The organism is Micromonospora sp. WMMD1219 (assembly GCF_049315215.1).
Classification (GTDB): domain Bacteria; phylum Actinomycetota; class Actinomycetes; order Mycobacteriales; family Micromonosporaceae; genus Micromonospora; species Micromonospora tulbaghiae.
The window spans coordinates 3,489,626-3,502,049 of the sequence record NZ_CP186057.1; the positions used below are offsets into that span (position 1 = coordinate 3,489,626).

The 12,424-nt window shown below is 73.8% G+C and carries 10 protein-coding genes; 4 read left to right on the forward strand and 6 right to left on the reverse strand.

Annotation, left to right across the window (positions count from 1 at the left end):
- Positions 1–29 precede the first annotated feature (29 nt).
- Entirely contained in the window at positions 30–1,454 is a 1,425-nt protein-coding gene (glnA, locus tag ACN27C_RS16915; RefSeq protein WP_013287749.1) for a type I glutamate--ammonia ligase, read from the reverse strand.
- Positions 1,455–1,583: 129 nt separating this feature from the next.
- On the opposite strand from glnA, the gene ACN27C_RS16920 reads away from it, so the two are divergent.
- Positions 1,584–2,039 carry an RDD family protein gene (locus tag ACN27C_RS16920; RefSeq protein WP_091421189.1) on the forward strand — a complete coding sequence of 152 codons (456 nt, stop codon included), beginning with the start codon at positions 1,584–1,586 and terminating at the stop codon, positions 2,037–2,039.
- Between the two features lie 61 nt (positions 2,040–2,100).
- Here ACN27C_RS16920 and ACN27C_RS16925 read toward each other — a convergent pair whose 3' ends face one another.
- A complete protein-coding gene (locus ACN27C_RS16925; RefSeq protein ID WP_120568720.1) occupies positions 2,101–2,790 on the reverse strand; it encodes a DUF4191 domain-containing protein in 690 nt (229 codons plus the stop codon).
- A gap of 215 nt (positions 2,791–3,005) precedes the next feature.
- Between ACN27C_RS16925 and ACN27C_RS16930 the strand changes: the two genes are divergently transcribed.
- Positions 3,006–3,176 (forward strand): hypothetical protein, encoded by a 171-nt coding sequence (locus ACN27C_RS16930; protein ID WP_252454222.1) that lies wholly within the window; start codon positions 3,006–3,008, stop codon positions 3,174–3,176.
- A gap of 47 nt (positions 3,177–3,223) precedes the next feature.
- A complete protein-coding gene (locus tag ACN27C_RS16935) occupies positions 3,224–6,268 on the forward strand; it encodes an ATP-binding protein (RefSeq protein ID WP_422746705.1) in 3,045 nt (1,014 codons plus the stop codon).
- Here ACN27C_RS16935 and ACN27C_RS16940 read toward each other — a convergent pair.
- Complete coding sequence (locus ACN27C_RS16940) at positions 6,159–8,027, reverse strand: DUF423 domain-containing protein (protein WP_422746707.1); 1,869 nt, start codon at positions 8,025–8,027, stop codon at positions 6,159–6,161. The genes ACN27C_RS16935 and ACN27C_RS16940 overlap by 110 nt on opposite strands.
- A 60-nt stretch (positions 8,028–8,087) precedes the next feature.
- On the reverse strand, positions 8,088–9,134 hold the full coding sequence (gene lipA / locus ACN27C_RS16945; RefSeq protein ID WP_120568722.1) for a lipoyl synthase: 1,047 nt from the start codon (positions 9,132–9,134) through the stop codon (positions 8,088–8,090).
- A gap of 356 nt (positions 9,135–9,490) precedes the next feature.
- Here lipA and aspS point away from each other — a divergent pair, with 356 nt between their 5' ends.
- On the forward strand, positions 9,491–10,777 hold the full coding sequence (aspS, locus tag ACN27C_RS16950; RefSeq protein ID WP_120573650.1) for an aspartate--tRNA(Asn) ligase: 1,287 nt from the start codon (positions 9,491–9,493) through the stop codon (positions 10,775–10,777).
- Positions 10,778–11,373: 596 nt separating this feature from the next.
- Here aspS and ACN27C_RS16955 read toward each other — a convergent pair.
- A complete protein-coding gene (locus ACN27C_RS16955; RefSeq protein WP_350816345.1) occupies positions 11,374–11,766 on the reverse strand; it encodes a VOC family protein in 393 nt (130 codons plus the stop codon).
- Positions 11,767–11,771: 5 nt separating this feature from the next.
- On the reverse strand, positions 11,772–12,413 hold the full coding sequence (gene lipB, locus ACN27C_RS16960) for a lipoyl(octanoyl) transferase LipB (protein ID WP_043329324.1): 642 nt from the start codon (positions 12,411–12,413) through the stop codon (positions 11,772–11,774).
- Positions 12,414–12,424 lie beyond the last annotated feature (11 nt).

Sequence of the window (12,424 nt, forward strand, 5' to 3'; positions counted from 1 at the left end):
GCCGGCCCGGCCGGTGCTGACGTACGTGCTCAGCAGTCGAAGTACATCGCGAACTCGTGCGGGGTCGGGCGCAGACGCACCGGGTCGACCTCGTTGGCCCGCTTCCAGTCGACCCAGGTGGAGATCAGGTCCGGCGTGAACACTCCGCCGTCGAGCAGGTAGTCGTGGTCGGCCTCGAGCGCGTTGAGCACCTCCGGCAGCGAACCGGGCACCTGCTTGACGTCGCCCCACTCCTCCGGCGGGAGGTCGTAGAGGTCCTTGTCGATCGGCGCCGGCGGCTCGATCTTGTTCTTGATGCCGTCCAGGCCGGCCATCATCATGGCCGAGAACGCCAGGTACGGGTTGCTCGACGGGTCCGGCACCCGGAACTCGACGCGCTTGGCCTTCGGGTTGCTGCCGGTCACCGGGATGCGGGTGCAGGCCGAGCGGTTGCGCTGGGAGTAGACCAGGTTGACCGGCGCCTCGAAGCCCGGCACCAGACGACGGTAGGAGTTCACCGTCGGGTTGGTGAAGGCCAGCAGCGACGGGGCGTGGTGCAGGAGGCCGCCGATGTACCAGCGGGCGGTGTCGGACAGGCCGGCGTAGCCGGTCTCGTCGTAGAACAGCGGTTCGCCGCCGCGCCAGAGGCTCTGGTGGGTGTGCATGCCGGAGCCGTTGTCACCGAACAGCGGCTTGGGCATGAACGTCGCGGTCTTGCCGGCGGCCCAGGTCTCGTTCTTGACGATGTACTTGAACAGCTGGAGCTGGTCGGCGGCGTGCAGCAGCGTGGAGAACTTGTAGTTGATCTCCGACTGGCCCGCGGTGCCGACCTCGTGGTGCGAACGCTCGACGGTGAAGCCGCCGTCGACGAGGCGCCGCACGATCCGGTCGCGCAGGTCGGCGTAGTGGTCCACCGGCGGCACCGGGAAGTAGCCGCCCTTGTACGCGGTCTTGTAACCCCGGTTGCCGCCCTCCTCGATCCGGCCGCTGTTCCAGGCGCCCTCGATCGAGTCGATGTAGTAGAACGACTGGTGCGCGGAGGTCTCGTGGCGGATGGAGTCGAAGATGTAGAACTCCGCCTCCGCCCCGAAGTAGGCGGTGTCGGCGATGCCGCTGGCGGCGAGGTACGCCTCGGCCTTCTTCGCCACGTTGCGCGGGTCGCGGGAGTACGCCTCGCGGGTGAACGGGTCGTGGATGAAGAAGTTCAGCGCGAGCGTCTTCTGGGCCCGGAACGGGTCGATGAAGGCGGTGGCGACGTCCGGCAGCAGGAGCATGTCGGACTCGTGGATGGCCTGGAAGCCGCGGATCGAGGATCCGTCGAAGGCGAGGCCGTCGGTGAAGACGCTGTCGTCGAACGACTCGACCGGCAGGTTGAAGTGCTGCATCACGCCGGGCAGGTCACAGAAACGTACGTCGACGAACTTCACGTCCTCGTTGGCGAGGTATCGCAGGAGTTCCTCGGAATTGGCGAACACACGTCCTCCTGGCAGGTCCACTCCGGTAGCTGGCTACTGGCGACGCTATGGCCGGGGGGTTGCCCGGCCGTGTCTCGTCTGTTTCCGCCGTGTTACGTCGCTTGCGGAGCGTCATCCCGGCACGCTCTGATGCTGAATGTCGTATTTTTCGTCAGGGGTCGCGGCGGCGCTACCCTGGCCGCTGTGACCGATACCGCCGCCACACCGGTGCCGCCCGCCACCGACCCCGCCTTCACCCCGCCCAGCCTCGGCCGCCGCTTCGGCGCCCTGATCATCGACTGGGTGCTGTGCCTGATGGTCGCCCGGGCCTTCTCCGACCCGGTCCGCGACGGCTGGCCGCCGGTCCTGGTGCTGATCCTGGAGTACGGCTTCTTCATCGGCCTGTTCGCCCAGACCCCCGGCATGTACCTGACCCGGCTGCGCTGCGTGTCCTGGGCCGACGGCGGCCGGATCGGGCTGCTCCGGGGACTGCTGCGCGGCCTCCTGCTGGCCCTCGTGGTGCCGGCCCTGCTGATGGACGAGCACCGGCGCGGCCTGCACGACCGGCTCTCCGGGTCGGTCGTCACCGACGCCCCGCGCCGCTGACCTGCACGACGAAGGAGCCGGCCCCGCACGGGGACCGGCTCCTTTTCGCGTACGCCGGAGGTCAGCGACCCCGGGTCTGCCGGAACGCGCCGCGCGCCGGCCGCATGTTCTTCGGGATCGCGCCCTTGGGCATCTGCGGCCGCGCGGTGAGCGCCTTGAGCCGCTTGTCGAGCGCGTTGACGTCCTTCGGGGACAGGGCGCGGGGCAGCCGCATCAGCGTCATCCGCAGCTTGCGGACCGGCAGCTCACCCTCGCCCTGCCCGATCACGTAGTCGTGCAGCGGGGCGGTGCCGATCACCTTCGCCAGGCGGCGCTTCTCCTGGCCGAGCAGGCCGCGTACGCGCTGCGGGTTGCCCTCGGCCAGCAGGATCACGCCCTGCCGGCCCACCACCAGGTGCACCATGTCCATCTGGGTGGTGGAGCTGACCGCCGGGGTGACCCGCCAGTCGCCGCGCATGCTCTCCATGATCTGCGCCGCCGCGCCCGGCTGCCCCTCGGCGGCGTTCATCATCGCCTTGTTGGAGCGCAGGTTGAGCACGATCAGCACGGCCAGCAGGGCGAGCAGGATGCCGATCGGCAGCCAGAGCCAGCCCCAGGCGATCACCGCGACCACGGTGAGCGCGAGCGGGATCAGCACCGCCGCCGCGGTCAGCGGCGCGAACCACTTGTCCTGCTTGGCGGTGAACCGGAACACCATCCCGATCTGCTTCAGCCGCTGGCCGAACGAGACCTTCTCCTGGGGCTTTGCCATATCGCAGAGTCTAGTGGTCGGCGCACATCACGTTGATCCGTGGCCGCCTCTTCCGCCGAGGGCTGAGTACCTTACCGCCGCGCCGGCCCGAACCGGCCCGCCGGTAAGGAGGCCGGGCGGGCGAAGATCAGGCGGCGTACCCATGCCCCGGGGGCACCTTCGCGCGGAGAGTCGATCTCGACAGGGAACGACACCGCACGACAAGGGAGATCGAGATGTTCGGCAACGACGCGGACTTCATCCTCAGCATCCACCGCAGCCACGCCTCCGAGTTGCAGGCCGACGCCGCACAGGACCGGCTCGCCCGGTCGCTGCCACGGCGGCACCCGCGCGGCTGGCTCAGCCGTCGGCAGCACAGCGCCCGCACCACCGACGCCCGCCGGTGACCGCACCGGCGGCCGTCGCCGGTCCGGCCGTCCCCGGGATCTTGGGCGTGGCCGGTGCCGCAGGGCAGTTCGCCGGTCCGGCCGTCACGGGGGCGGCCGGACCGGCGGCGACGCGCGGCCCGATCGGCCCGGTCGGGCCGTCGGGGGCGCGTGGCATGCTCGACGGCGTGACCGTACGCGCCGCCAGCACCGTCCTCGTCGGCCGCCGGACCGAGCTGACCGCGCTCGGCGACGCGCTGGCCCGGTGCCGGTCCGGCGAGCCGGCGACGGTGCTCGTCGGCGGCGAGGCGGGTGTCGGCAAGACCCGGCTGCTGGAGGAGTTCGGCACGCAGGTGGACGCGGCCGGCGCGCGGCTGCTCGTCGGCCAGTGCCTGGAGCTGGGCGAGGCCGGCCTGCCGTTCGCCCCGTTCGCCGCCGCACTGCGCGACGTGCTGCGCCACGACGGGCCGGCCGCCTTCGCCGGCTACGAGGCGGAGTTCGCCCGGCTGCTGCCGGAACTCGCCCGGATGCCCGCAGGCGCCGCCGCGCCCGCCGGCCCGGCCCTCGCCGACACCCCACGTGGCTACCTGTTCGACCTGGTCGCCGACCTGTTCCGGCGGATCGCCGAGGAACGCCCGCTGGTGCTGGTGATCGAGGACCTGCACTGGGCCGACCGGTCCACCCGGGATCTCATCGGCTTCCTGGTGCGGGCCGCCCGCGCCACCCGCCTGCTGGTGGTCTGCACGTACCGCACCGACGAGCTGCACCGCGGGCACCCGCTGCGGCCGTTCCTCGCCGAGCTGGACCGGGTCCGCGGCGTGGACCGGATCGAGCTGGGCCGCCTCGACCGCGACGGCACCGCCGCCGTGCTGGCCGACCTGCTCGGCACCGAGCAGTACGCCCGGACCGTCGACGACGTGCACGAACGCACCCAGGGCAATCCGTTCTTCATCGAGGAGCTCGCCGCCGCCGGCGGCCCGGTCGGCTGCGCGGCCATCCCGGAGACGCTGCGCGACCTGCTGCTGGCCCGCGTCGACCGGCTGCCCGAACCGGCCCAGCGGGTGCTGCGGATCGCGGCCGCCGGAGGCACCCGCTTCGCCCACCAACTGCTCGCCGAGGTGGCCGGCCTGCCCGAGGCCGAACTGGAGGACGCGCTGCGCGCCGCCGTCGCCGGGCAGCTCGTGGTGGCCGACCCGGACGGCGACTACGAGTTCCGGCACGCGCTGGTCCGCGAGGCCGTGCACGACGACCTGCTGCCCGGCGAGCACGCGCGGCTGCACGCCCGGTACGCCGCCGCGATCGAGGCCCAACCCCACCTGGTCGCCGCCGGTCGCGCGCCGGCCGAGATCGCCCACCACTGGTACGCCGCGCACGACCACCCGCGCGCGCTCACCGCCGCCCTGGTCGCCGCCGAGGCGGCGGCCGAACGGTACGCGTACGCGGAGCAGAGCCGCCTGCTGGAGCGCGTCCTCGAACTGTGGGAGCAGGTGCCCGACGCCGCCGACCGGCTCGGCATGGACCACCTGCGGGTGCTGGAGGACACGCTCACCGCCGCGGTCACCGCCGGTGACCTCAGCCGCGCGCTCACGCTCACCCGGGCCGCGCTCGCCGAGGTCGACCCCGGCGCCGAGCCGCTGCGCGCCGCCCGCCTGCTCGACCATCGCGGCCGGCTGTTCGCGCTGCTCGGCAAGAGCGACGGCGCGGCCGAGCTGCGCGAGGCGTACCGGCTGGCGGCCGGCGCCCCCGACGGCCCGGAACGGTTCGCCGTGCTGGCCGACATCGCGTCGCACCTGATGAAGGTCGACCCGCGCGAGGCCGCCTCGGTCGCCGCCGAAGCCGCGGCCGGCGCGTCGGAGGTCGGCACCGACCTGGTGCTGCTGCCCACCCGGATCGCCCTGCTGCACCGCCTCGACGGCACCCCGGAGCGCGGGCTGGCCGAGCTGCGCGGGGTCGAGGCGCGGGCCCGCGCCTCCGGTGACTCGTGGGCCCTGGTCAGTGCGCTGGTCTTCCTCTCCGACGTGCTCTACGAACTGGGCCGCTACGACGAGTCCGAACAGGCGGCCGCGGCCGGGGTGAGCGAGGCGCGCCGGGTCGGCATCAGCCGCTCGATCGGGGCATACCTGCTGTCCAACCGGGCCGAGGCGCTGATCGCGCTGGGCCGCTGGGACGAGGCGGACGCCACCTGCGCCGAGGCGGCCCGGATCGACCCGCCCGGCGTGTCCGGGCTGCACTGGCTGCAACTGCGCGCCGGGCTCCACCTGGCCCGCGCCCATCCCGGCGCCGACGAGGTCGTCGGGCGGGCGCTGGCGTTCCTCAGCCGGCCCTACCTCTGGCCGAACCACCGGCTGCCGCTGCACGAGCTGCGCGTGGAGGCCGCGCTCGCCGCCGACGACAAGCTGGAGGCGGTACGCGCGGCGCGCGCCGCCCTGGCCGACGCGCACCTGGCCGACCTGCCGCGGGAGGGCTGGCCGCTGCTGAACGCGCTGGCGCGTACCGCCGCCGTGATCGGGGACGCGACGCTCGCCGCCGAGGTGTCGGCGGTGGCCGCCGCGCTGCCCGCCCGGCACCCGGCCGAGCACGCCCACGCGGCCCACGTCACCGCCGTCCTGACCGGGTTCGGCCCCGCCGCTCCCGCCGAGGCGCTCGCCGCGTGGCGGGAGGCCGTGGCGGCGTGGCGGGCGGCCGGGCAGCCGTACCCGCTGGGCCGGGCGCTGCTCGGGCTGGCCGAGGCGGCCGCGGCGGCGGGCGAGCGGGACGAGGTCGCCGCCGCGGTACGGGAGACGGCCGAGCTGGCCGCCCGGCTGGGCGCCACCCCGCTGGGCGAGCAGGCGGCGACGCTGGCCCGCCGGGTGGGTCTGCGGGGCACCGGGCGACCCGGGCCGGACCTGCTGACCAGCCGGGAGCAGGAGGTGCTGCGGCTGGTCGCCGAGGGGCACAGCAACAGCCGGATCGCCGAGCGGCTGTTCATCTCGCCGAAGACGGCGAGTGTGCACGTGTCCCGGATCATCGCCAAGCTCGACGTGACCAACCGGGTCGAGGCCGCCGCGCTGGCCCACCGCCTCGGCCTGCTCGACGCTTCGCCACCCGCTCCGGCACAGCGCCGCGTCCGGTAGCGCGCCGCGTCCGCGTCAGCGGCGCGGCAGGTAGATCCGCCAGCCGGCCACCGTGACGACGTCGAGCGCGTCGGATTCGGTGTCGAGGCGTTCGTCCAGCCGCGCGGCCAGCGGCGAGCCGGCCGGCGCCACCCAGGCGGCGTCCGGGTCGGCGGCCACCTCCCGCCGGTACGCGGGCAGCCGGTCGAATCCGGGGCGCAGGTCGTCCTCGACCACGGCGCAGACCACGTTCTCGCCGGTGGCGTACGTGAGCCGGTTGCACGTCCAGTAGCCGCCGCGGACGTTCCGGACGTCGAGCGCGCCGAGCGTGTCCACGAGCGACCGGTGCCGGTCCGCCTCGGCGTGCACGTCGGGCGCCGCCCGGATCACCTCCACAGTGGCCGACGCGCCGGTGCCGAGCACGCCCGCGAGCACTGCCACCGCCCCGACGCCCGCCGCCCGGGCCTTCGGCCCGTCCGTCCGCCCGCCGGTCGCCTTGATCGACTCCACCTCGGGGAGATGGCCGTATCCGCCCCCCCTCCGATGCAGCCACCTCGGCGAGCTGGCGTTGGGTGAGCGGGTCGGATGCCGCCACCTCGGTGAGCTGGCGCCGCCCGATGAGCCGGCGGGCGGCCTGCCACAGTGGCCAGAGCAGGGCGGGCACGGCGACCGCCAGGCACGACAGGTAACGACTGCTCTCGATCGGCGTCTGCCCGGCCGCGTTGCTCACCGCGTACGCGGCCAGCACGCCCGCCGCGCCGCCGAGCAGCGCCAGCCGCACCCCGGCCGACACCCGCACCGCCGAACCCGGACGGCCGGAAGCGCGGCGCAGGGTGTGCCACGCGGTGAGCGCGGCGAGCACCAGCAGCACCGGGAACGCGACGGCCCACCAGAGCTGCCAGGTGGCACACCGGCCGGGTGAGCAGAAGCCCATCGCCAGCGGTGGCCCGAGGACCAGCGCGCCGTGCAGCCGGTCCGCCCAGTCCGCAGCGGTGCCGGAGCCACCCGCGGCCAGCACCGCGGTCACCGGGTTGCGGCCGTGCCGGATGCTGTCCACCAGCATCGGGGCCGCGCCCAGCAGCAGCGCGCCGGCCAGCACCAGCCCGGCCCGGCCGGCCAGTTCCCGCCGGCGCCGCGCCACGAGCAGCACGCCGAGCGTCAGCACGTACGGCAGGATCAGCGGGTCGACCCAGAGCAGCACCCCGGAGATCAGTCCCCACGCCGCCCAGCGGGGCAGCCGCGCGCCCGGCCCGCGCACGCAGAGCCCGACCGTGAGCAGCGCCAGCGCCGCACCGGCCGGGTTCAGCTCCGGATAGCCACCACCGGCGATGAGCTGGTTCTTCACCACCCGGTCCGCGCCGAGCGCCAGCACGGCGACGACGAGCAGGGCGTACCAGCGGTCACCGCCGAGCCGCCGGGTCAGCCGCCAGGACAGCAGCAGGAACAACGCGTACAACGCGAGCGTGGGTAGCCGCAGCACGAGCACCGACGGCCCGGCGAGCGCGACCAGCGGCGCGGCCAGGTACGCCTCCAGCGTGCCCATGTATGCCTGGCCGTAGAACCAGACCGGGAAGCCCTCACCGCGGGCGATGTGCAGGGCGGCCAGCCCCATCGTCGCCTCGTCGCTGTTGGTGGGCGGCACGTCGGCGAACAGCAGCGCCAGCCGGTAGCCCACCCCGGCGAACCCGACGAGCAGGGCGAGCAGCGTCGGCAACGGCAGCCGCCGGGGCGTACGAGGGCGCACGGCTTCGCGTGGCTCCTCGCGTACCCCGGCGGTCATGCCTGTGATCATGGCATCCGGCGGGCGGCCGGCGGCGGGTGACGCGGTGGTCGGCCGGCCTCAGCCGGCGACGGTGACCTCCCGGCGGGCGTCGAGCGCCTGCTGGTAGAGACGGCCCGCGCGGTACGACGAGCGGACCAGCGGGCCGCTCATCACGCCCGCGAAGCCGATCTCCTCGGCCTCCTCGCGCAGCTCGACGAACTCCTCCGGCTTGACCCAGCGGGTCACCGGGTGGTGCCGGGGGGAGGGACGCAGGTACTGCGTGATGGTGATCAGCTCGCAGCCCGCCTCGTGCAGGTCGCGCAGCGCCTGGGACACCTCGGCGCGCTCCTCGCCCATGCCGAGGATCAGGTTGCTCTTGGTGACCAGGCCGTCGGCCCGCGCCTGGCGGATCACGTCCAGCGAACGCTCGTAGCGGAACGCCGGGCGGATCCGCTTGAAGATGCGGGGCACGGTCTCCACGTTGTGGGCCAGCACCTCGGGCCGCGAGCCGAAGACCTCGGCGAGCTGCTCGGGCACGGCGTTGAAGTCGGGGATGAGCAGCTCGACACCGCAGCCGGACTGAAGCGCGTGGATCTGCCGGACCGTCTCGGCGTAGAGCCAGGCCCCGCCGTCGGGCAGGTCGTCGCGGGCGACGCCGGTGATGGTCGCGTAGCGCAGCCCCATCGCGGCGACGGACTCGGCGACACGCCGCGGCTCGTCGGCGTCGAACTCGGCCGGCTTGCCGGTGTCGATCTGGCAGAAGTCGCAGCGCCGGGTGCACTGGTCACCACCGATGAGGAACGTGGCCTCCCGGTCCTCCCAGCACTCGTAGATGTTGGGGCAGCCGGCCTCCTGGCACACGGTGTGCAGCCCTTCGCGCGAGACGAGCCCGCGCAACTGGGTGTACTCCGGGCCCATCTTGGCCTTGACCTTGATCCACGGCGGCTTGCGCTCGATCGGCGTCTCGGCGTTGCGCGCCTCGATCCGCAGCATCCGCCGCCCCTCCGGGGCGACAGTCGCGGTGCGCGCTGGCTGCTCAGTCGTCGGCGCGGATTGCTCGATCGTCACAAAACCGAGCGTACGCCGGTCGGCGCCGGTCGATGAACGGCGGGCGACGGCCGTCACGCCGGAATCGCTGTGACACCGGACACCAGGGGCGAAAAAACCCGGTCACAGCGTGGCGCGCGTGGTGCTAGCGTGCCGGGCAGAGCTGTGACGGAGCCGAGTAACGGACCGATCCGCCAGTCGAGAGAGCCGTCGGTTGCTGCGAGGCGGTCTGGCGCCGGCCCGTGAAGACCCTCCCGAGCTGCGGGAAGAACGGCGCCGTGCGCCCAGTAGAGCCCGCCCGGCCGGCCCCGGTGAAAAGGCGACGAACGAGGCTCCCGCCACGGCGGGGGCGAAGGTGTGGTGGCACCGCGAGGTTCCCGCTCGCCCACACCTCCCTGGGGATCGCGTTGCGATTGGTCAAGGAGGTAGTCGTCGTGCAACGCATCCTGTCCGCAGAACTCCCCGCCCATGTGGGCGCCACCGTGCGACTCGCCGGCTGGGTCCACCGCCGCCGGCTGCTCAAGTCGGTGGCCTTCCTGATCCTCCGCGACGCCGCCGGGCTCGCCCAGGTGGTGGTCGCCGGGCCCGCCGTGCGCGAGCAGGTCGAGGCGCTCACCGAGGAGACGGTCGTCGAGGTCGTCGGCACCGTGGTCGCGAACCCCACCGCGCCCGCCGGGGTCGAGGTCGTCGAGCCGACGGTACGTCCGCTCGGGCCGCCCGCCGTCCCGCCCCCGTTCGACCTGTACCGGCCGGTGCTCACCGCCACCCTGCCCACCCAGCTCGACAACGCGCCGACCGCACTGCGGCACCCGAGCCGGTCCGCCGCGCTGCGGATCTCGGCGGCGGCCGTGTCCGGCTTCCGGGCCACGCTCGACGGGCAGGGCTTCGTCGAGGTGCACACGCCGAAGGTGGTCGCCTCGTCCACCGAGAGCGGGGCGAACGTGTTCGCGCTGGACTGGTTCGGGCGGCCCGCCTACCTGGCCCAGTCGCCGCAGTTCTACAAGCAGCTCATGGTCGGTGTCTTCGAGCGGGTCTACGAGGTGGGGCCGGTGTTCCGCGCCGAGCCGCACGACACGGTGCGCCACCTGGCCCAGTACACGTCGCTCGACGTCGAGCTGGGTTTCGTGACCGACCACCGGGACGTGATAGCGGTGCTGCGCGGCACCCTGGCCGGGATGATGGCGACAGTCGCCGAGCGGGCCGGCGGCGCGCTGGCCACGCTCGGCGTGACGGCGCCGGAGGTGCCGGCGGAGATCCCGGCGGTGCACTTCACCGACGCGCTGAAGATCGCCGGAGCGCCGGCCGACGAACCCGACCTGGCCCCGGCGCACGAGCGGGCGCTGGGGGAGTGGGCGCTCCGCGAGCACGGCAGCGACTTCCTCTTCGTCACCGGCTATCCGATGGCGAAGCGCCCGTTCTACACCCATCCGGACCCGGCCCGGCCCGCGTACTCGAACGGCTTCGACCTGCTGTTCCGGGGCGTGGAGCTGGTGACCGGCGGGCAGCGGCTGCACCGGCACGCCGACTACCTGGCCGCCCTGGCGGCGCGCGGCGAGCCGGTCGAGCCGTACGCCGGGTACGTGGACGCGTTCCGGCACGGCATGCCGCCGCACGGCGGTTTCGCGATCGGGCTGGAGCGGTTCGTCGCGCGGCTCACCGGCGCGGCGAACGTCCGCGAGGTGACCGCCTTCCCGCGCGACCTGCACCGCCTCACGCCCTGACGGCCGCGGGCCGGCGCGGCTTGCGCCGTGCCGGCCCCGCAGCGGCGGGTTCCTCTCGGCCGGTCCGGGTCCGGGTCCCGGTCCCGGTGGTGGGGCGCGGGCTCGCCGGAGCGGTCGGTCGAGCCGTCGGCCTCCGCAACCGGCTCGGATCGGTCACACAGGGTGATGAAAGGTCGCACAGGCTTGCGGTCACGCTCGGTGATGGGGCCTCCGAAGTCGTCGAGATGCCCTCTGCGACGGCGAATCGCGCTGAGCAGGGGTTATGGCGAACGACCCGCGAGCGGGAGGGAATGGTCTCTGCGCACTTTGCTCTGCAGCCACGGGCGCACCGATCGACCGGGAGTGACCGTTGCGGATCCGGCTGCAGAGCAAAGTCGGCGAGAGGTCACATGCCGCAGGCGCGGGATATGTCACTTACCGTGACCGATGGTGAGGTGGCTCTGGGCGGGCGGCAACCCGGGACTGGTCGGCCACCGCACCGAGCGATGCGCGGCGGCCGGGGGCGGGACCACGCGGACGGGCCAGGCCGGGAGGTCAGGCGGGGCGGCGCGAGCGCGGCGAGCCGAAAGGCAAGGGGGAGGGGAAAGCGCGAGCGGTCAGGCCGGGCCGAGCAGGTCCCAGGGGTTGCCGGCGATGTCGCGGAAGACCGCGACCCGGCCGTACGGCTCGGTGCGGGGCGGGCGGACGAACTCGACTCCCGCGTCGACCATCCGCCGATACACCGCCTCGAAGTCGTCGACCTGGAGGAAGAAGCCCACCCGCCCGTGGGTCTGGTCGCCCACGGCACCGGATTGGTGTTCGCCGTCGGCGCGGGCCAGCAGCAGGCCGGTGCCGCCGCCCGGTGGGCGTACCACCACCCAGCGCTTGGGCCGGCCGTCGTTGGTCAGCGACGGGCTGTCCTCCGCCAGCTCGAACCCGAGTACCTCGGTGAAGAACGCGATGGCCGGGTCGTACTCGGCCACGACGAGCGTGACCAGGTCGAGCCGCACGGGGCTCAGACCTGCGTCAGCGTCGGCAGGTGCCGCTCGACCACGGGCAGCACGTCGGCGACGGTGATCGGCCGGCCCAGCTCGGCGGTCAGCGAGGTGACCCCGGCGTCACGGATGCCGCAGGGCACGATCCGGTCGAAGAAGCCCAGGTCGCAGTCGCAGTTGACGGAGAAGCCGTGCAGCGTGACGCCGCGGGCCACCCGGATGCCGATGGCGGCCACCTTGCGGGCCGGGCCCCGGTCGTCCTCCGGCACCCACACGCCGCTGCGCCCCTCGACCCGGCCGGCGGCCAGCCCGAACTCGGCGCAGACGTCGATCAGCAGCTGCTCGGTGCGCCGGACGTACGCGACCACGTCGACCGGGTCGGGCAGCCGGACGATCGGGTAGCCGACGAGCTGCCCCGGACCGTGCCAGGTGATCTTGCCGCCGCGGTCCACGTCCACCACCGGGGTGCCGTCCATCGGCCGGTCCCACGGTTCGGTGCGCTTGCCGGCGGTGTAGACGCTGGGGTGCTCCAGCAGCAGCACGGTGTCGCCCTGCTCGCCGGCCACCACCGCCTCGTGCAGCCGGCGCTGCTCGTCCCAGGCGGCCTGGTAGTCGAGCAGGCCGGCGCGGACGGCGGTCAGCCCGGAAGTCGTCACGCTCACCCGTCCAGCCT